The organism is Streptomyces sp. NBC_00691 (assembly GCF_036226665.1).
Taxonomy (GTDB): Bacteria; Actinomycetota; Actinomycetes; order Streptomycetales; family Streptomycetaceae; genus Streptomyces.
On sequence record NZ_CP109007.1, the window covers coordinates 636,502 to 655,339 of the forward strand.

Annotated in this window: 20 protein-coding genes; 15 read left to right on the top strand and 5 right to left on the bottom strand. The window is 72.0% G+C overall.

The window, feature by feature from the left end; all coding sequences use genetic code 11:
- Nucleotides 1-123: 123 nt before the first annotated feature.
- The 3 genes from OG392_RS02925 (at nucleotide 124) to OG392_RS02935 (ending at nucleotide 2,220) form a co-directional block, all read left to right on the top strand.
- Complete coding sequence (locus OG392_RS02925) at nucleotides 124-564, top strand: GNAT family N-acetyltransferase (protein ID WP_329275183.1); 441 nt, start codon at nucleotides 124-126, stop codon at nucleotides 562-564.
- A gap of 91 nt (nucleotides 565-655) precedes the next feature.
- Nucleotides 656-1,735, top strand: coding sequence for an NAD(P)H-dependent amine dehydrogenase family protein (locus tag OG392_RS02930; RefSeq protein ID WP_329275185.1), 1,080 nt, complete (start codon nucleotides 656-658; stop codon nucleotides 1,733-1,735).
- A complete protein-coding gene (locus OG392_RS02935) occupies nucleotides 1,732-2,220 on the top strand; it encodes a carboxymuconolactone decarboxylase family protein (RefSeq protein ID WP_073902518.1) in 489 nt (162 codons plus the stop codon). The genes OG392_RS02930 and OG392_RS02935 overlap by 4 nt, the downstream gene beginning before the upstream one ends.
- A gap of 137 nt (nucleotides 2,221-2,357) precedes the next feature.
- Here OG392_RS02935 and OG392_RS02940 read toward each other — a convergent pair whose 3' ends face one another.
- Both OG392_RS02940 and OG392_RS02945 read right to left on the bottom strand, forming a co-directional pair.
- On the bottom strand, nucleotides 2,358-4,001 hold the full coding sequence (locus tag OG392_RS02940) for a GMC oxidoreductase (RefSeq protein WP_329275189.1): 1,644 nt from the start codon (nucleotides 3,999-4,001) through the stop codon (nucleotides 2,358-2,360).
- 362 nt (nucleotides 4,002-4,363) lie between these two features.
- Nucleotides 4,364-5,479: an asparaginase gene (locus OG392_RS02945; RefSeq protein WP_329275192.1), complete on the bottom strand. Its 1,116-nt coding sequence runs from the start codon at nucleotides 5,477-5,479 to the stop codon at nucleotides 4,364-4,366.
- A gap of 118 nt (nucleotides 5,480-5,597) precedes the next feature.
- Here OG392_RS02945 and OG392_RS02950 point away from each other — a divergent pair, with 118 nt between their 5' ends.
- The 6 genes from OG392_RS02950 to thpD all read left to right on the top strand — a co-directional run bounded on the left by OG392_RS02950 (nucleotide 5,598) and on the right by thpD (nucleotide 10,748).
- The gene (locus OG392_RS02950) at nucleotides 5,598-6,062 is read left to right on the top strand and encodes an Lrp/AsnC family transcriptional regulator (RefSeq protein WP_329275194.1); all 465 of its coding nucleotides are present in this window, start codon (nucleotides 5,598-5,600) and stop codon (nucleotides 6,060-6,062) included.
- Between the two features lie 218 nt (nucleotides 6,063-6,280).
- A complete protein-coding gene (locus OG392_RS02955) occupies nucleotides 6,281-7,084 on the top strand; it encodes an endonuclease I family protein (protein ID WP_329275196.1) in 804 nt (267 codons plus the stop codon).
- Between the two features lie 364 nt (nucleotides 7,085-7,448).
- Nucleotides 7,449-7,979 carry a diaminobutyrate acetyltransferase gene (gene ectA, locus OG392_RS02960; protein ID WP_329275198.1) on the top strand — a complete coding sequence of 177 codons (531 nt, stop codon included), beginning with the start codon at nucleotides 7,449-7,451 and terminating at the stop codon, nucleotides 7,977-7,979.
- Nucleotides 7,980-8,054: 75 nt separating this feature from the next.
- Nucleotides 8,055-9,305 carry a diaminobutyrate--2-oxoglutarate transaminase gene (gene ectB / locus OG392_RS02965; protein ID WP_443055055.1) on the top strand — a complete coding sequence of 417 codons (1,251 nt, stop codon included), beginning with the start codon at nucleotides 8,055-8,057 and terminating at the stop codon, nucleotides 9,303-9,305.
- Between the two features lie 62 nt (nucleotides 9,306-9,367).
- The gene (locus tag OG392_RS02970; protein ID WP_329275200.1) at nucleotides 9,368-9,784 is read left to right on the top strand and encodes an ectoine synthase; all 417 of its coding nucleotides are present in this window, start codon (nucleotides 9,368-9,370) and stop codon (nucleotides 9,782-9,784) included.
- Between the two features lie 67 nt (nucleotides 9,785-9,851).
- Nucleotides 9,852-10,748, top strand: coding sequence for an ectoine hydroxylase (gene thpD / locus OG392_RS02975; protein WP_329275201.1), 897 nt, complete (start codon nucleotides 9,852-9,854; stop codon nucleotides 10,746-10,748).
- A gap of 166 nt (nucleotides 10,749-10,914) precedes the next feature.
- Here thpD and OG392_RS02980 read toward each other — a convergent pair whose 3' ends face one another.
- The gene (locus OG392_RS02980; protein ID WP_443054660.1) at nucleotides 10,915-11,787 is read right to left on the bottom strand and encodes an RNA polymerase sigma factor SigF; all 873 of its coding nucleotides are present in this window, start codon (nucleotides 11,785-11,787) and stop codon (nucleotides 10,915-10,917) included.
- 189 nt (nucleotides 11,788-11,976) lie between these two features.
- On the opposite strand from OG392_RS02980, the gene OG392_RS02985 reads away from it, so the two are divergent.
- The 5 genes from OG392_RS02985 to OG392_RS03005 all read left to right on the top strand — a co-directional run bounded on the left by OG392_RS02985 (nucleotide 11,977) and on the right by OG392_RS03005 (nucleotide 16,452).
- Nucleotides 11,977-12,402: an ATP-binding protein gene (locus tag OG392_RS02985; RefSeq protein WP_329275203.1), complete on the top strand. Its 426-nt coding sequence runs from the start codon at nucleotides 11,977-11,979 to the stop codon at nucleotides 12,400-12,402.
- A 164-nt stretch (nucleotides 12,403-12,566) separates the two neighbouring features.
- Nucleotides 12,567-13,370 (top strand): N-formylglutamate amidohydrolase, encoded by an 804-nt coding sequence (locus OG392_RS02990; protein WP_329275205.1) that lies wholly within the window; start codon nucleotides 12,567-12,569, stop codon nucleotides 13,368-13,370.
- Nucleotides 13,371-13,498: 128 nt separating this feature from the next.
- Nucleotides 13,499-14,224 carry a flavodoxin family protein gene (locus OG392_RS02995; protein ID WP_329275206.1) on the top strand — a complete coding sequence of 242 codons (726 nt, stop codon included), beginning with the start codon at nucleotides 13,499-13,501 and terminating at the stop codon, nucleotides 14,222-14,224.
- A 114-nt stretch (nucleotides 14,225-14,338) separates the two neighbouring features.
- The gene (locus OG392_RS03000; protein WP_329275209.1) at nucleotides 14,339-15,613 is read left to right on the top strand and encodes a VWA domain-containing protein; all 1,275 of its coding nucleotides are present in this window, start codon (nucleotides 14,339-14,341) and stop codon (nucleotides 15,611-15,613) included.
- Nucleotides 15,613-16,452: a hypothetical protein gene (locus tag OG392_RS03005; protein WP_329275210.1), complete on the top strand. Its 840-nt coding sequence runs from the start codon at nucleotides 15,613-15,615 to the stop codon at nucleotides 16,450-16,452. Before OG392_RS03000 ends, OG392_RS03005 begins: the two co-directional genes overlap by 1 nt.
- A gap of 146 nt (nucleotides 16,453-16,598) precedes the next feature.
- Here the strand turns inward: OG392_RS03005 and OG392_RS03010 are convergent, their stop codons facing one another.
- Nucleotides 16,599-17,840 carry an MFS transporter gene (locus OG392_RS03010; RefSeq protein WP_329275212.1) on the bottom strand — a complete coding sequence of 414 codons (1,242 nt, stop codon included), beginning with the start codon at nucleotides 17,838-17,840 and terminating at the stop codon, nucleotides 16,599-16,601.
- 61 nt (nucleotides 17,841-17,901) lie between these two features.
- On the opposite strand from OG392_RS03010, the gene OG392_RS03015 reads away from it, so the two are divergent.
- The gene (locus OG392_RS03015; RefSeq protein ID WP_187620852.1) at nucleotides 17,902-18,276 is read left to right on the top strand and encodes a MerR family transcriptional regulator; all 375 of its coding nucleotides are present in this window, start codon (nucleotides 17,902-17,904) and stop codon (nucleotides 18,274-18,276) included.
- Between the two features lie 66 nt (nucleotides 18,277-18,342).
- Here OG392_RS03015 and OG392_RS03020 read toward each other — a convergent pair whose 3' ends face one another.
- The gene (locus tag OG392_RS03020) at nucleotides 18,343-18,822 is read right to left on the bottom strand and encodes a (2Fe-2S)-binding protein (protein ID WP_329275215.1); all 480 of its coding nucleotides are present in this window, start codon (nucleotides 18,820-18,822) and stop codon (nucleotides 18,343-18,345) included.
- Between the last annotated feature and the right edge of the window lie 16 nt (nucleotides 18,823-18,838).

An 18,838-nucleotide genomic window follows, 5' to 3' on the forward strand; every position in this document is an offset into this window, starting at 1 on the left:
GCGCTGCGGCGGTCGGGGAGCCCTCACCCGTACGGCCGCGTCCGGCGGGGTCACCGCCCCTCGCCGCCGTTCCGCACGCGAACGCGGTTGACCGGGCGGGGCGGGGCACGCTTTCCTGCGCTCATGAACGATCTTCGTATCGAGCCGGCCAGGACCGAGTCCCAGCTCGCGGACTGGCGGGCCGTCCACAACACGATCATTCCGACGGCCGTCCTCTCCCCCGGCGAGGTGCGCGAGCGCGCGGGCCGGAACCGGCTGGACGTCGCGTATCTCGGGGAGGTGGCGGTGGGTTGCTCGACGGTGCGCCCGCCGGACGAGGAGACCCCGGCGGCCACCGTCATCGCGCGGACGCTGCCCGGCTTCCGGGGGCGGGGCGTGGGGACGGCGCTGTACGAGCGGGGGCTCGCGCACGCGCGGACACTGAGCGACGAGGGCGTGGAGACGGTGGTGCTCGCCTCCAACGAGGACGGACTGCGGTTCGCGCTCGCGCGCGGCTTCGTCGAGGTGGAGCGGTACGTCCTGCCCGGCGACACGGTGCCGTTCGTGACGCTGCGGCTGGCCTGACGCACACCGGCCCGCACCGCGATCTGACGATTCGTCAGATCGTCGCGTCACGGGTCTGGGAACCTTCGGGGCCCGGCGCTACCCTCCGCGCATGATTCGGACGGTGGTGTGGGGTACCGGAAATGTCGGGCGCGCGGCGATCCGCGCCGTGGACGCCCATCCAGGGCTGGAACTCGCGGCCGTGCTCGTCTCCGATCCGGCGAAGGTCGGACGGGACGCGGGCCGGCTCGCGGGGCTCGGCCACGACCTCGGGGTCGTGGCCGTCGACGATGTGGGCGCGGTGCTCGACGGACGGCCGGGGGCGGTGGTGTACGCGGCTTCCGGCGACACCCGTCCCGACGGGGCGCTCGACGACGTGGCGCGCGCGGTGCGGACGGGCGCGGTGGTGGTCACCCCCGCGCTGTATCCGCTGTACGACCAGCGCAACGCGCCGCCGGAGTTCCGGGATCCGGTGCTCGCGGCGGTCGCCGAGGGGGGCGGGTCGCTGTTCGTGTCGGGAGTCGATCCCGGCTGGGGCAACGACGTCCTGCCGCTGCTCGTCAGCGGCCTGGGGAGCACGGTCGACGTGATCCGCTGCCAGGAGATCTTCGACTACTCGACGTACGAGCAGGAGGAGTCGGTCCGGGACCTGATCGGGATGGGCAGGCCGCTCGACTACGAGCCGCCGATGCTGCTGCCGTCGGTGCCGACGATGGTGTGGGGCGGGCAGATACGTCTGATGGCCCGCGCGCTCGGCGCCGAACTCGACGAGATCCGCGAGACGGTGGCCCGGCGTCCGCTGGAGTCGACCGTGAAGACCCGGACGATGGGTGTCTTCGAGGCGGGGACGCAGGGCGCGATCCGCTTCGAGGTGCAGGGCATCGTCGCCGGGGAGCCCCGCATCGTGATCGAGCACGTGACCCGTATCCATCCCTCGTGCGCGCCGGACTGGCCGGTGCCGCCGGACGGGGCGGGGGCGCACCGGGTGATCGTCGAGGGGAGCCCCCGGATCGAGGTGACGGTGGCGGCGACCGCCGAGGGCGAGAACCGCTCGGCGGGCGGGAACGCGACGGCGGTGGGGCGGCTGGTCGGGGCGATCGACTGGCTGGCCGCCGCCGAGCCGGGACTGTACGACGCGCTGGACGTGCCGTTGCGGCCGGCGGTCGGGAAGCTGGGAAGGAGACCACGGTGATCATCGACATTCCGGAGGGCCAGGAGCCGATCGGGTACGTGTGGGGCGACATGGTCCCGGAGATCGGGACGGCGGCGGCGAACTTCTCGCTGTCGGTGTACGCCCATACGACGCTGGGGCTGCGCGAGTTCGAGGCGGCACGGCTGCGGATCGCGCAGATCAACGGCTGCGGCTTCTGTCTGGACTGGCGTACCGACCGGGACGGGGTGAAGGTCGAGGAGGGCTTCGACGAGGTCGTCGCGGCCTGGCGGGAGACGGAGGTCTCGGAGGGCTTCGACGAGCGGACGCGGCTCGCGGCCGAGTACGCCGAGCGGTACGCGCTGGACCATCACGGTCTGGACGAGGAGTTCTGGGAGCGGATGACGGCCCGGTACAGCCAGGCGGAGATCGTGGAGCTGACGATGAGTCTGGGGTCGTGGCTGGCGTTCGGGCGGCTCAACCGGGTGCTCGGGCTCGACGAGGTGTGCGTGTTGCCGACGCACTGAGCGCGCGTGAAGGGCCGGCCGGGTGTCTTCCCGGCCGGCCCTTGCGTGTGCGGCGTGCGCGTGTCGCTCCCGGGATCGGGGCCCGGGCCCGGAGCCCGGGATTCTGGGCCCGCGGCAAGGCCGCAGGGCCCGGGGTCTCAGAAGTCCTCGGCGACGATCCGTTCGATGTTGCGTTCGGCGAGCGCCGTGATGGTGACGAACGGGTTGACGCTGGCGTTGCCGGGGATCAGGGACCCGTCGATGACGTACAGCCCGGAGTGGCCGTGGAGGCGTCCGTGGTTGTCGGTCGCCTTGCCCAGGACCGCGCCGCCGAGCGGGTGGTACGTGAGGTGGTCCCCCCAGATCTTGTACACACCGAAGAGGTCGGTGCGGTAGATCGTGCCCTCCTTGGCGTTGATCTTGTCGAAGATGGTCTTCGCGGCGTCGATGGACGCCTGCTTCCAGGCCCGGTCCCAGCTCAGGTCCACCGTGCCGGTGGCCGGGTTCCAGGTGAACCGGGCCCGGTGGGGGGTCTTGGTGATGGAGAGGTAGAAGGAGGCGTAGGTCTCGATGCCGGTGGGCAGCGGGGCCACCTCGGCGAAGGCGCCGCCCGCGTCCCAGTTGTCGATGCCCGCGGTGGGCATGGACGACTGCAGCTTGCCGGTCGCGTCCCACATGTGGTTGGCGCGGCCGCACATGACGTTGCCGTTGTCGCCCCAGCCCTTGCCGATCTCGTCGTTGAGACCGGGGAGGGCGCCGGTCGCCTTGAGGCGGGTGAGGAGCTTGCTCGTGCCGACGCTTCCGGCGGCGAAGAAGACCTTGTCGGCCGTGACGGTCTTGCTCGCGAGGGTGGCCCCGGTGGTGTCGATCTGATCGATGGCGACGGTGTAGCCGCCGCCCGCCGCCGGGGTGACGGAGGTGACCTTGTGCAGGGCGGAGACGGTGACCCGGCCGGTGGCGGCGGCCTGGGCCAGATAGGTCTTCTGGAGGGTCTTCTTGCCGGCGTTGTTGCCGTAGATGACCTCGGCGTCGAGGGCCGACTTCGGGACGGCCCCGGCGGCCTCCTGCTTCATGTAGTCCCAGTCGTAGACGTTCGGGACGAACACGAAGGGGAAGCCGGAGCGCTGGGCGTGCTTGCGGCCGACGCGCGCGTACTGGTAGCACGCGGCGCTCTCCCACCAGGACTGGTCCACCCCGGTGACGCCGAGTCCCGCGTTGGCGCGCGGGTAGTAGGTCGCGTACATCTCGGCCGCGTCGACGGTGGGGAGGATGGCCGCGAAGTTCTCGCGGCGCGGGGTGACGGCCATGCCGCCGTTGACGAGGGAGCCGCCGCCGACGCCCCTGCCCTGGTAGACGGTGATGCCGGCGAAGTCCTCGGCGTCGAGGATGCCCGTGTACCGCGGGACGTCCTTGTCGAGAGGGAAGCCGAGGAAGTTGCTCAGCGGCTGCTTGGTGCGGGTCCGCAGCCAGAAGGAGCGGTAGTCGGGCCGGGTGGTGTTGGCGAAGATCTTGCCGTCCGGTCCTGGGGTGTCCCAGGCCATGCCCATCTCGACCATGTGGACGGCGACGCCCGCGCGGGCGAGCCGGAGGGCGGCCACGGAGCCGCCGTATCCGGTGCCGATGACGAGGGCGGGCACGTGGGCGCCGGTGGGGATGGGGGTGTCGGCGAGACGGGCTTCGGCGTGGGCCGCGGTGCCGTGGCCGACGAGGGCGGCAGCACCGAGAACAGAACCTGTTCCCGCGAGGAATCGACGGCGGTTGATGCCACCGATTCCCCTTGCGGGCAGGGGGTGTTCGCTCATGTGATGTTCCTCACTCAGGGGCGAATGGGAACATGTTCTACTGTCGGCCATCGGGGAAGTCACGAGAAACCGACGGGTAACTTCAGGCCGGGTGCACCTCTCGAACGGACGCCGTCGGATACCGGGCCCGTGCACGGACCTCGGGCAGCCACTCGGCGCCGCTCCCGCACTCCCCCGCCGGGTACGGCTCGCGGGGCCTCCGCCGGCACGGGACGGTGGGCGGCCGGGAGTCTCCCGACGGTCCGGCCGACGTCACGGCCGTACGACGACGAGGGCGGGTGGGAGCCTCGCGACGGTTGGCTCCGGCTCGCGGACGGGCGGGGGGGCGCCGCCCGCGAGCCGGGGTTCCGGGGTGCGCCGGGTCAGGCGCGGGCGGCGACGGCCGAGGCCGAGCGGGAGCCGCCGGTGGCGAGGGCCGGTTCCGCGCGGACGGGCCCGTCGAGGAGGCGTCGCAGCAGCGCGGTGCCGCGAGCGGGGTCGCCCGCGCCGGTGCCGCCGTCGGCGAGGAGCGTCGCGAGGACCGCGATCCGGGCCTGGGCGGCCCGGAGCGTGCCGGTGAGCAGTGCTCCGGCGGCGACGAGGTCGACGGCCCCGCCGCCGGTGTAGATCTCGGCGAGCGGTCCGGCGGGGACACGGGTGGTCACGGCGACCAGGACGCCCTGGGCGACCGCGTCGGCCACGGCGGCGGCGATCTCGGGGGTGGCGTTGCCGGCTCCGGTGGCGACCAGGACGATGCCCCGGGCTCCGGCGGCGACGGCCGCGTTCAGGAGGAAGGGGTCGCCGTCGGAGTGGTGGGTCACGATGGCGACCCGGGGCAGCGGGACGGTGTCGGGGGCGTCGGGGTCCGCCTTGTCCGCGGCGGCGGGCAGCGGCAGCGGCGTCGGGCGCTCCGGCTGCCGCTCGATGTCGACGCGGGAGAAGCCGACGCGGCCCAGGCGCTCGGCCGAGGGGTCGGAGAAGGCGTCGGCGGCGAGCGTCTGGGTCTTCACGGTGCCGCGGGCGGCGTGCACCCGTCCGTCGAAGACGACGAGGACACCGAGGTCGCTGACGGAGGAGGCGACCTGGAGCGCGTCGTACAGGTTGCCGGGGCCGTCCCCGTCGCCGGTGCCGAAGGGGCGCTGGGCGCCGGTGAGGACGACCGGGCGGGCGTCGGTGTGGTGGAGGTCCAGGAAGAAGGCGGTCTCTTCGAGGGTGTCGGTGCCGTGGGTGATCACGATGCCGTCGACGCCGGGGTCGGCGAGGGTCTCGTGGACGGTCCGGAGCAGGGCGAGCTGGTGCGCCGCGGTCACGCGGGAGCTGTTGACGTTGAAGAGGTCGACGACCTCGACGGTGACGCCCTCGGGAAGCGGGGCGGTGGCCAGCACGTCGTTGCCGGAGGCGTCGGCGGCGTAGCCGGTGCCCTGCCAGCGGCTGGCGATCGTGCCGCCCGTGCTGATGACGACGATCCGGCGCGCTCCCCCGTCGTTCGTCCTCTTCATGCCTGCCGCCCTCACTCCGTACCGAAATCACCCTGCGTGGCAACGATAGGACAGAGGAAGCGCAAGGCGATTGCGAAATCGCCCGCCGTATCGTTTCAACGTGGTAGATAATTGCGCCATGGACCGAATCGATCTCCACATCTTGCGCGAGCTGCAGAACGACGGCCGCCTGAGCAACCAGGAGCTGGCCCAGCGGGTGGGGCTCAGCCCGTCGCCCTGCCTGCGCCGGGTCCGTCAGCTGGAGCAGGACGGGGTGATCCAGGGGTACCGGGCGGTCATCGACCCTGAGGCGGTGGGGCGGGGCTTCGAGGTGCTCGTCTCGGTGGAGGTGCGGCGGGACCGGGAGACGGTGGAGGCCTTCGAGGAGGCGCTCCAGGACGTGCCGGACGTCATCGAGGCGTACCGGCTGTTCGGCAGCCCCGGCTGTCTGCTGCGGATCGCGGTCGCCGATCTCGCGGCGTACGAGCGGCTGTGGATCGAGCGGCTGACGACCCTCACCGGGGTCACCGAGGTCAACTCGCAGATCATCATGAAGCGCGTCAAGGAGCCCAAGGGAATGCCGGTGGACATCAGGGGCACCTGAGGACACCTCCGACCCGGACCCGCCGGGGGAGCACCCCGGAGGGCTCCCCCGGTTCCGCCCTATGCGAACTCGTCATGGAACAGCCTCCCTCTCGTTACGTGACAGGTACCTGTCGTGTGCCACTCTCCCGGTGACACGAAGTCAACACGCGTAGACAGCGGAATCGTTGAGCCGACGCCCGCCGTCCCGCGCGTACCGTCCCCGGGAAAGGGCCCCCCATGTCCGTTGTGCGGATCGGCAGATGGAAGGTGTGGGCAGCGGCTTTCGCCGCCACCCTCGTCGGCGTCACGCTCCCCACGGTCGCCGCTACCCCCGCCGGCGCCACCACCACCGCGTACGACAGCACGTACTACAAGAACGCGATCGGCAAGACCGGCACGAGCCTCAAGTCCTCGCTGCACACCATCATCGGCAGCCAGAGCAAGATCTCGTACGACGCGGTCTGGAACGCGCTGAAGGTCACCGACCAGGACCCCGCCAACACCAACAACGTCATCCTGCTCTACAGCGGGACCTCTCGGAGCAAGAGCCTCAACGGCGGCGACGTCGGCGACTGGAACCGCGAGCACACCTGGGCCCAGTCCCACGGCAACTTCGGCACCTCGGCCGGCCCCGGCACCGATCTGCACCATCTGCGCGCGGCGGACGTCCAGGTCAACAGCATCCGCGGCAACAAGGACTTCGACAACGGCGGCAGCGCCGTCAGCGGCGCCCCCGGCAGCTACACGGACAGCAACTCGTTCGAGCCGCGCGACGCCGACAAGGGCGACGTGGCCCGGATGATCCTCTACATGGCCGTCCGCTACGAGGGCGACGACGCCTGGGCCGACCTGGAGCCCAACGAGTCGACCACCAACGGCAGCGTCCGCTTCCACGGCCGTCTCTCGATCCTGAAGCAGTGGAACGAGCAGGACCCGCCGAGCGCCTTCGAGGAGCGTCGCAACGACGTCATCTACACCACCTACCAGGGCAACCGGAACCCGTTCATCGACCACCCGGAGTGGGTCGAGGCGATCTGGTAGTCCGAGCGCCACAGCGGTGAACGGAGCCGGGCCGGGGTCGTCGTACCCGGCCCGGCTTCGGCGTTCTGCGATCCGGGCCCGTCGGGCGCCGCGTACGGACGGCCCCTACGCCTGACCGCTGAGACCACCTTCAAACGTCAAATGGCGGATGTTCTCACGCTCTTGGCGTGAACGACGACCGCACCCAAAAGCCGTTACCCATCCGTTATAAACGGGTAGTTCGTCCCATTCAAGGTGCCTTTTCCGTGCGACGTGGCGCACATTTCCGCCCTGTCGACCGCCGACTCATCTATCACGGCTGCCTGTCCATAACAACCCCTCCGGACCAGGAAGTTCCGAGATCCACTCGGTAGCTTCGGCGCCCATGACCCCGTTGACCACAGGCCTTACGACCACGACTCCCCGCACCACTCCTCCGACGATCGCGGACGGCGCCGAGCTCTGGCGGATCGCACGCGGCTCGGGCGAGCTCGACCTCAACTCGCCGTACAGCTATCTGCTGTGGTGCCGCGACTTCGCCGGCACGACCACGGTCGCCCGTGACACCTCCGGACGCCCGATCGGCTTCGTGACCGGCTACCTGCGCCCCGACGAGCCGGAGACCCTCTTCGTCTGGCAGATCGCCGTCGAGGGTTCGCACCGCGGAAGCGGGGTAGCCGGGACCCTGCTCGACGCTCTGTCCGCGCAGGTCGCGGCCGAGCACGGGATCAGCCGGATCGAGGCGACCGTGACCCCGGGGAACCTCGCCTCCGACCGGTTGTTCCGGTCGTTCGCTCGCCGGCACGGCGCGGAGGTGACGCAGGAGGTGCTGTTCCCGGCCGCCGCGTTCCCCGCGGCGGGACACGAGTCCGAGGTGCTGTACCGCATCGGCCCCCTCGGCCCGCAGGCCCGCTGAGCCGGTCGACCGCGCCCACCACACCCCCGAACCACACTCTGGAGAAGAGACTTCGTGACCCTCACCGACATCGCCATGCCCTCCGTCTTCGAGACCGTCGAATCGGAGGTGCGCAGCTACTGCCGTGCCTGGCCCGTCGTCTTCGAGCGCGCCAGCGGCAGCAGGCTGTACGACGAGCACGGGCGTCCGTACCTCGACTTCTTCGCCGGTGCCGGCTCGCTGAACTACGGCCACAACAACCCGGTGCTCAAGCGGGCCCTCCTCGACTACCTCGGCAACGACGGCGTCACCCACGGCCTCGACATGTCGACCACCGCCAAACGCGACTTCCTCGAGACCTTCCACTCCACGGTCCTGGAGCCGCGCGCCCTGCCCTACAAGGTGATGTTCCCGGGCCCCACCGGCACCAACGCGGTGGAGGCGGCGCTGAAGCTCGCCCGCAAGGTCACCGGGCGGCAGACGGTCGTCTCCTTCACCAACGCCTTCCACGGCATGTCGCTCGGCTCCCTCGCCGTCACCGGCAACGCAGCGAAGCGCGCCGGCGCGGGCGTCCCGCTGCACCACGCCATCCGCATGCCCTTCGACGACTACCTCGACGGGCAGCTCCCCGACTTCCTCTGGTTCGAGCGGCTCCTCAACGACGCCGGCTCCGGTCTCGACCACCCGGCGGCCGTGATCGTCGAGACCGTCCAGGGCGAGGGCGGCATCAACGTCGCACGGGCCGAGTGGCTGCGCGCGCTCGCCGAGCTCTGCCGACGGCACGAGATGCTCCTCATCGTCGACGACATCCAGATGGGCTGCGGCCGCACCGGTGACTTCTTCTCCTTCGAGGAGGCGGGCATCACGCCCGACATCGTCACCCTGTCCAAGTCCATCAGCGGCTACGGCCTGCCCATGGCCCTCTGCCTGTTCCGGCCGGAGCTCGACGTCTGGCAGCCCGGTGAGCACAACGGGACCTTCCGCGGCAACAACCCCGCCTTCGTCACCGCCACGGCCGCCCTCGACGCCTACTGGCGCGACGGCGCCCTGCGCGGACGCACCCTGGGCCGGGCGGACCGGGTGGAGCGCGCCCTCCTCGACCTGTGCGGGGGCGACGAGCGCACCGGCGTCTCCGTCCGCGGCCGCGGACTGGTGTGGGGCCTGGAGTTCGCCGACGGGGAGCGCGCCGAGGCCGTGTGCCGACGCGCCTTCGAGACCGGCCTCCTGGTGGAGACCTCGGGACCGTCCGGCGAGGTGGTCAAGCTGCTGCCGCCGCTGACCGCGACGGACGACGAACTCGACGAGGGCCTCGGCATCCTGGCCCGTTCCGTCCGCCACACCGCCTGACGTCTTCCGACCCGACGCTCCACCGACCCGTGAACCGATGAAACGAAAGGCAGTCGTACCCCATGATCGTCCGTACCTTCGACGAGCTGGAGAACACCGAGCGGCACGTGCGGTCCGCCTCGGGCACCTGGGAGAGCAAGCGCATCGTGCTGGCCCGTGAACGGGTCGGCTTCTCCCTCCACGAGACGGTGCTGTACGCCGGCACAGAGACCGCCATGTGGTACGCGAACCACGTCGAGGCCGTCGTCTGCACGGCCGGCGAGGCCGAGCTCACCGACCACGAGACGGGCCGCACGTACACGATCCTGCCCGGAACGATGTACCTGCTCGACGGGCACGAGCGCCACACCCTCAAGGTCAAGGCCGACTTCCGCTGCCTGTGCGTCTTCAACCCGCCCGTGACGGGGCGTGAGGACCACGACGAGAACGGCGTCTACCCGTTGCTCACGGAACCCGAGCCGGCGGCCGACGACGCCTGAGCCCGGCCCGCCGCCGACACCCCCCGCGCGCACCGACACCCCTACGCGAAAGGAAGCAGGCTCCTCCATGCCCTCCGCACCCACCCGCCCCGTCGACCTCTACCCCACCCGTGGCCCCAAGGAGGAACTGATCGGCCGCAAGGACCCCGTGGTGTGGTCCGAGCCCGGTACGGCGGGCCCCTTCTGGGCCCGTGAACTGGAGGAGTACGACCGCGACGGCTTCATCTCGGTGGACGAGATCGTCACACCGGACGAGGTCGACGTGCTCCGGGCGGAGCTGGACCGGCTCGTCTCCGACCCCGCCGTACGGGCGGACGAACGATCGATCGTCGAGCCCCGGTCCCAGGAGATACGTTCCGTCTTCGAGGTGCACCGGATGAGCGAGGTCTTCGGCCGGCTCGCCGAGGACCCGCGGATCGTCGGGCGCGCCCGCCAGATCCTCGGCTCCGACGTCTACGTCCACCAGTCGCGGGTGAACGTCAAGCCCGGCTTCGGGGCCAGCGGCTTCTACTGGCACTCGGACTTCGAGACCTGGCACGCGGAGGACGGCCTCCCGAGGATGCGGACCGTGTCGGTGTCGATCGCGCTCACGCCGAACCACACCACCAACGGCAGCCTGATGATCATGCCGGGTTCGCACCGCACGTTCCTCGGCTGCGCCGGTGCGACGCCGAAGGACAACTACAAGCGGTCGCTCCAGATGCAGGACGCCGGCACGCCCTCCCACGAGGCGCTGACCACGTTCGCCGACGCCTGCGGCATCCGCCACTTCACGGGCGCGGCCGGCTCCGCCACGTGGTTCGACTGCAACGCCCTGCACGGGTCGGGCGACAACATCACCCCGTACCCGCGCAGCAATGTCTTCCTCGTCTTCAACAGCGTCGAGAACCAGCCGGAGGCGCCGTTCGCCGCCCCGGTCCGGCGGCCCTCCTACATCGCGGCGCCCGCGTGGGACCACGTGTGACCGGCCCGGCGCACCAGGACAGGCGCGGACTCCTCGGCGGCCTCCCCCTCGCCCCGGGGCTCCTCGCCGCCTGACCCCGCACCCAGGTCGGCACGGGCGCGCCCGTGCCGACCGATCGCTCCCGGAGCGGAGGAACGCCCGGCGCGGGCCGGGCCGGGCGTTCCGCTCAGCCCTCGCCGCCGTCCTCGGCCATGCCGTCCCGCAGGCGGTCCAGGTTGCGGGCGAGCAGCCGGGAGACATGCATCTGGGAGACGCCGAGCCGCTCGCCGATCTCCGTCTGGGTGAGTTCCTCCACGAAACGCAGGTGCAGCAGCAGGCGGTCGCGCGGGGCGAGGGCCTCCACGAGCGGGGCGAGGGTGTGGAACTCCTCGAAGAGCGCGAGCGCCGGGTCCTCGCGGCCGATGAGATCACCCAGCGCGGCGTCCTCCTCGTCGCTGTCGCCGCCGGCGAACGTGGCGTCCAGGGACGTGGAGTGATAGCCGTTGGCGGCGACCTGGGCCTCGATCACCTCGTCCTCGGTCAGGTCCATGGCCGGCGCCAGCTCGGAGGTGCGCGGAGCCCTGCCCAGCCGTGAACTCAGCTCGTCGGTCGCCTTGGCCAGCTCCACCCGCGCCTCCTGGAGACGGCGCGGAACGTGCACGGCCCAGGTGGTGTCGCGGAAGAAGCGCTTGATCTCGCCGACGATGTACGGCACGGCGAAGGTCGCGAACTCCACCTCGCGCGACAGGTCGAAGCGGTCGATCGCCTTGATGAGACCGACCATTCCGACCTGGAGGATGTCCTCCCGCTCGTCGCCGCGCGCCCGGAACCGCCCCGCCGCGTACACGACCAGCGACATGTTCATCTCTATGAGGGTGTTCCGGACGTACTGGTGCCCTTCGGTGCCCTCCTCCCGCGCCGCCAGTTCCCGGAGGAACACCTTCGACAGGGCGCGCGCGTCCCGGGGTGGCACCGCGTGCGGGACCTCGGGAAAGGGCAGTTCCTCGGCCACGTCGTGCGTCGTGTACGTCGTCGTCGCCTCGACCGGATCGGTCCGCACGGGACAACCTCCTCTGGCTCGCCGTCCGTTCAGCGGTCCCGGTTCTCGTACCCCTCCTTTCCGGACGCACTCCCGCCCCGCTCCCACCCGATTCCGAGGGCGAGAAACGCATCACGCAGGTTCGAACGGGCAGACGAAAGCCATCACCTGCTGAGAAACCGGACAGGAACAGGAAGAAAGGGATCCGTGATGAAGACCTGGAGCGACACCCGGCCCCCGGCTCCCCGGGCGGACCCGTGGGGCGCCGGAAGCGTCGGCTCGCCCCCGGTCGGTACCCCGGCCCAGGCGCGGCAGCTCGTCCGTCACACCCTCGCGGGGCTCGGCCCCCTGCATCCCTCCCAGGTCGAGGACCTGCTGCTCGTCACCTCGGAGCTGGTCACGAACGCGCACCGGCACGGAGGCGGCGTCACCGGCTTCGGGATCGGGATCGGACGCGACCGGGTGACGGTGTCCGTGTCCGACGCCAGCGGGCAGGCCCCGCTGTACGAGCGCCGCGAGGAGCTGCGTCCCGGCGGCTACGGCTGGCCGATCGTGCTCCGTCTGTGCCGTGAGGTGACCGTGGACGCGGGGCCGAACGGAAAGACGATCCACGCCGCGGTGACGGTCGACCGATGACGGACGCGGTGGTGGCGGTCGACCGGTGATCGGTGACGGCCGTGCCGCGGGCCGGGCACGCGCGTGTGCCCGGCCCGCGGCACGGCCGTCACCGATCAGGGGCCGCGGGGGCGGGTTCCCCGTCCGTCGGCCGGTCGGGACCCGACCTGTGGAAGGGTGAGCCGATGACCTCACGCTCGTACGACGTCCTCGCCGGCGCCCCGGACTCTCCCGTCCTGCTCCATGTCCCGCACTCCTCCCGGGTGATACCCCCGGACGTGCGCGACGGCATCCTGCTCGGCGACGAGGAACTGGACCGCGAGCTCGACCACATCACCGACGCCCACACGGCGGAGATCGCGGCCGTGGCGGCGGCGGCCGCCGGCGCGAGCCCCTGGCGGTTCGTCAACCGGCTGTCCCGGCTGGTCGTCGACCCCGAGCGGTTCCCCGACGAGCGGGAGGAGATGCTGGCCGTCGGAATGGGCGCGGTGTACACGCGGACCACGCACCGGGCCCCGCTCCGCCCCACCGGGTTCGACCCGGCACCGTTGATCGACCGGTACTTCACGCCGTACGCCGAGGGCATGGCCGCCGCCGTGGCGGAGCGGCTGGAGGCGACGGGGCGGGCCGTGATCATCGACGTCCACTCGTACCCGACCGGGCCGCTGCCGTACGAACTGCACGGCGAGGGGCCCCGCCCGCCGGTCTGCCTCGGCACGGACGCCTTCCACACCCCGCCGGCCCTGCTGGACGCGGCACGGGAGGCGTTCGGCGGGTTCGGCGGCCTGGCGACGGACACGCCCTTCTCCGGGACGTACGTACCGCTGCCGTACTACGGCAGGGATCCGCGGGTCGGCGCGCTCATGATCGAGATCCGGCGTGACGTCTACATGAGCGAGCCGGGCGGCGCGCCGGGGCCGCGGGCGAGGGACCTCGGGTCGGCCCTGGCGGCGCTCGTCGACGCCGTGCCGCCGCACCCGTCGGCGTAGGCACGACGACTCGGTCCCGAACGCCTCCTCATGCGTTCGGTCGCGGCCGAGTGGCCCGACGGCGGCTGCGTGCGCAGGCTGGGAGTGGTCCGAGGAAGGGGCCGCCCCCGTGCGTGAGGAGACCCTCGATGACCGTGCCCGATTCCGCCCAGTACCGGTACGACGGCCTCAGCGCGCTCTACCTCAACTGCACGCTCAAGCGCTCGCCCGAGGTCAGCAACACCGAGGGGCTGATCGAGCGCAGCCGGTCCGTCATGGAGGCGCAGGGGGTGACGACCTCCCTGGTGCGGGCCGTCGACCTGGACATCGCGACCGGGGTGTGGCCGGACATGACGGAGCACGGCTGGGAGTCGGACGCGTGGCCCGCGCTGTACGAGCGGGTGATGGCCGCCGACATCCTCGTGCTGTGCGGGCCGATCTGGCTCGGCGACAACAGCTCCGTGATGAAGCGGGTGATCGAGCGGCTCTACGCCTGTTCCAGCCTCCTCAACAGCGCCGGGCAGTACGCGTACTACGGCCGGGTCGGCGGATGTCTGATCACCGGCAACGAGGACGGCGTGAAGCACTGTGCGATGAACGTCCTCTACAGCCTCCAGCATCTGGGGTACACGGTGCCGCCGCAGGCGGACGCGGGCTGGATCGGCCCGGCGGGCCCCGGCCCCTCCTATCTGGACCCGGGATCGGGCGGCCCCGAGAACGACTTCACCAACCGCAACACCACGTTCATGGCCTGGAACCTGATGCATGTCGCCGGTCTGCTCAAGCGGGCGGGAGGCATCCCGGCCCACGGCAACCAGCGCTCGGCGTGGGACGCGGGCTGCCAGCCGGACCTCCCGAACCCCGAGCACCGCTGACGCCCGGGGGACCGTCTCGGCGAGCCGCGCGGTCTCCCCCGTTCTGACCGCTTCTCAGGCCCCGGCGCGCACCACCGTTTTGGATTGTCGGAGGATCATCAATACGATCCGGCGATGATCACGAGAAAACGGCTGGCGACCGGGGCCTGCGCGCTGCTCGCCGCCCTGAGCGTCGCGCTCCTGCCGACAGGCGCGACCGCGGACGCGCCGGTGGCGAAGGAATCCCCCAAGGTCGAGCTGGTCCTCGACGTGAGCGGCTCCATGCGGGCCAAGGACATCGACGGCAAGTCCCGCATGGCCGCGGCCAAGCAGGCCTTCAACGAGGTCCTCGACGCGGTGCCCTCGGAGGTCCAGCTGGGCATCCGTACCCTGGGCGCCGACTACCCCGGGCAGGACCGCAAGCAGGGCTGCAAGGACACCCGGCAGCTCTACCCGGTGGGCCCGCTCGACCGGACCGAGGCCAAGACCGCCGTCGCCACCCTGGCACCGACCGGCTGGACCCCGATCGGTCCCGCGCTGCTCGGAGCGGCGAAGGACCTGGAGGGCGGTGAGGCCACCCGGCGGATCGTGCTCATCACGGACGGCGAGGACACCTGTGCCCCGCTCGACCCGTGCCAGGTGGCGCGCGAGATCGCGGCCAAGGGCATCCATCTCGTCATCGACACCCTGGGCCTGGTGCCGGACGCCAAGACCCGGCAGCAGCTCACCTGCATCGCGGAGGCCACCGGAGGCACGTACACCTCCGTCCACCGCACCGAGGACCTCTCCCGCCGGGTCCGGCAGCTGGTCGACCGTGCCGCCGACCCGGTGGTCACGCCCGTGGCCACCGAGGGCGCGCTGCGCTGCGCCGACGCCCCGCAGCTCAAGCCCGGTCTGTACACCGACCGCGAGGCCTTCGGCCAGCACCGCTGGTACCGGGTGGACCTGCTTCCCGGCCAGGAACTCCGCGCCTCCGTCAGCGTGTCGGCCGACCGCGCCGTCAACGACGACTACGGCGTGCTGCTGCGCGCCGTCACCCGTCACGGCCGGGAGATCGTCCGTGGCTCCGAGGCCGGCGACGGGCGCACCGACGTGATCTCGACGGGTCTGCGCTACCCGAAGCCGGAGCTCGACGACGAGCCCGGGGACGGCAAGCCCGCCGCGGAGACGGTCTGTCTCCAGGTCAGCAACTCGTTCTCCGCTCCCCCGTCGGTCAAGACGACGCCGGGCATGCCCATCGAGCTGACGGTGGACGTCGTCGACGGCCCGTCGACCGCGTCGGACGTGGCCTCGTTCGGTCTCGGCCGCGGCTGGTGGCTGCTCGGCGCGCTGGTGCTCGTCGGCTTCGTGGCCGGTCTGCTCTGGGGCTGGCTGTCCCGCTGGCGCGTCGCTGTCTGGAGGACCCACTGATGCGTACCGTACGCACGCTCGCCACGGCCGCCCTCGCGGGCGCCGCTCTCCTCGGACTCGCGGCCCCGGCCGCCCTGGCCGACTCGCCCTCGCCCTCGACGGACCCGGGCAAGGACACCGCGTCCGTCGTGGGGCCGACGGAGGCCGGCACCACGTTCCGTACGGCCGCCCGCTTCCTCCCCGGGCAGCAGGCCACGGCGCAGGCGGCCACGGGTGACTACCTGTACTGGGTGTTCCCCGCGGACACCGGGCAGCGGCCCACGGTGGACGCCACCGTCACCCTGCCCGACGCGGCCCTGCGGCACGGCCCCGCCACCTGGCGGATCGACGTGTACGACGGGCTGCGGCGGCGCCAGCCGTGCATGTACGGGACCCAGGCCCGCGCCGCCGCGAAGGAGACGGCGACCGTGCGGCTCACCTGTGTGCTGCGGCCGGTCCGGGCCTCGGCAGACACCTGGTCGAACGACCCGCTGCCCGGCAGCTACTACGTGCGGCTGACCGCCACCTCGCTGCCCGACGAGGACCTCGGCCAGCCGTTCACGGCCCGCCTCGGGGTGAGCACCCTCGACAAGGGCGGGGCCTACGCGACCGACGGCTCGCTCGCCGCGCCGCTCGTGCCCGGGGCGACCACGGCCGACCAGGCGGAGGCCGACGAGAAGGCCGGCCGGCCCACCGCCGTCGAGGCCGCGGCCCCGGAGGACGGCTGGTCCTCCGGCTGGTGGTCCGACCGCTGGCTCTGGACCGGGGCCGGCGGCGTCCTCGCCGCTCTCGCCGGCATCGGCGGCTACGTGCTGACGCGCGGCGCCCGGCGGCCCTCCCGGGTCCCGCCGGCCGCCTGACGGTCCACGGAAGGCCCGAAGGCCCCGCCGCGTCGACGCGGTGGGAGCCTTCGGGCCTTCCTCCTTCCCCGGCGGACAGGGGCCGGGTCGGGCCCGTCCGAGGTCGGTACGGGTTCAGGGCGGGCCGCCTCGGGTGCGGGGCCGGTTCACCGACGTGCGGCCGGACGGGCCGGGAAGCCGTGGACACGGGCGCCCGCCACGATCGCCACCACCGGGACGAGGAGAACGAGCACGCTCCAGGACAGGGCGCCCGCGCCGAGGACGTCGAGCAGGACACCGCCGGCGATGCCGCCCCCCGCCATGGCGGCGTTCCAGAGACTGACGAGCAGTGTCTGGGCGGTGTCGGCGTGCTCGCCGCCCGCGTCGGCGACCGCCGTCTGGAGCAGGGTGGGCGCGCCGCCCCAGCCGAACCCCCAGAGCGCGGCGGCCGTCAGGACGAGCACGGTGCTTCCGGCCGGGACGGCCAGCACGGCGGCCGCCACGGCCACGAGGATCGTGCCGGTGAGGGTCAGGGCCCGGAGCGCGCGGTCGATGCGCCGTCCGGTGAACCAGATGCCGGCGAGCGACGCGACGCCGAAGACCAGCAGGACGAGGCCGGTGGAGCCGGCCAGACCGAGATGGCCGAGGTAGGCGGCGACGTAGGTGTAGAGCACGGTGTGGGCCAGGACGAGGGTGAACGTGACGGCCAGGACCGGGAGGACGCCGGGCACCCGCAGGGTCCGGGCGACCGGGGCGCGTCCGCCGTGCGCCTCGCCCGCCAGGTCGGGGACCGCGAGGGCGATCCAGCCGAGGAGCGCGACGGCGATCACGGTCATGGCGGTGAAGGCGGCCCGCCAGCCCACGGCGTCACCCAGGAAGGTGCCGGCCGGCACACCGAGGGAGAGCGCCAGGGGGATGCCGGTCATGGCCACGGCGACGGCCCGGCCCTGGAGGTGCGCCGGGGCGATGCGCCGGGCGTATCCGGCGAGCAGGGCCCAGGCGACGCCCGCGGCGACCCCGGCGAGGAACCGGGCGCCCATGGTGAGGGCGTACGAGGTGGAGACGGCCGTCACGGTGTTGGCGGCGGCGAATCCGGCGACCGAGGTGAGCAGCAGGCGCTTGCGCCGCCACGCGGCGGTGCGGGCCGCCAGGGGGACGGCGGTGAGGGCGGTGCCCAGGGCGTAGACGGTGACCGCCTGGCCCATGGCGGCCTCGCCGACGCCGAGGTCGGCGCTCATGCCCGGCAGGACACCGGCGGGGAGGGTCTCGGTGAGGCTGGTGACGAAGACGGCGGTGGCGAGGGCGAGCAGCGCGAGGAGCGGGAGCCGGCCGGAGGGGGCGGCGGCGGGAGGACTCGCGGGAGTGGTGGGCGCGGCGGAACGGGCCGCCGCTGTCGTGTCGTTGGCCATGGATCTATGCTCGAACCCTCACATTGATGTGAAGGTCAAGCGAGTCCCTGGAGGGGCGTCCATGAGGATCGGGGAACTGTCGGAGCGCACCGGAACACCACGTCGGCTGCTGCGCTACTACGAGGAGCAGGGTCTCATCGTCGCGGACCGGCTGCCGAACGGCTACCGGGTCTACGACGAGTCGAACCTGGACCGGGTCATGCAGATCCGGGGTCTGCTCGACGCCGGTCTGCCGACCAGGATCATCAAGCAGATCCTGCCCTGCCTGAACAAGCCGCGGATCATTCACTTCCCGGACGCCACCCCGGAGATGCTGGCCACCCTGGAGGACGAGCGGGACCGGATGACGGAACGGATCCGCTGCCTCACCCGGAACCGGGACGCGGTGGCGGAGTATCTGGACGCGGTACGGGAGAAGCCGGCGCCGTCCGTCTGACCGCCGCCGGCTCGGCTCGGGTCAGGTCAGGTCAGGTCAGGTCAGGTCAGGTCAGGTCAGGTCAGGTCAGGTCATTCTGCGCGCGCCGTCCAGCACGGCCTGCCGGATGCGGTGGTACGTCCCGCACCGGCAGATGTTGCGGATCGTGTCCAGGTCCGCCTCGGTGATCTCGCGTCCGGCCTCCCGGGCCCGCCGGACCTCGGCGACGGCCGTCATGATCTGGCCCGGCTGGCAGTAGCCGCACTGGGCCACGTCGAGGTCGAGCCAGGCCTCCTGCATGGGATGGAGGTCGCTCCCGACGGTGTCGGGGAGCCCTTCGATGGTGGTGACCTCGTCGCCGGGGGCGAGGTCCTCGACGGGCACGGCGCAGGGCGTGAACGCCTTGCCGTTGAGGTGGCTCGTACAGGCCCGGCATACGCCGACCCCGCAGCCGTACTTCGGTCCGGTGACGCCCAGGACGTCCCGGAGGACCCAGAGGAGCCGGACGTCGCCCTCGACGTCGGCGGTGACGGCCTTGCCGTTCAGGATGAAGGTGTGCTGCGGCACGGATGCTGCTCCAGGT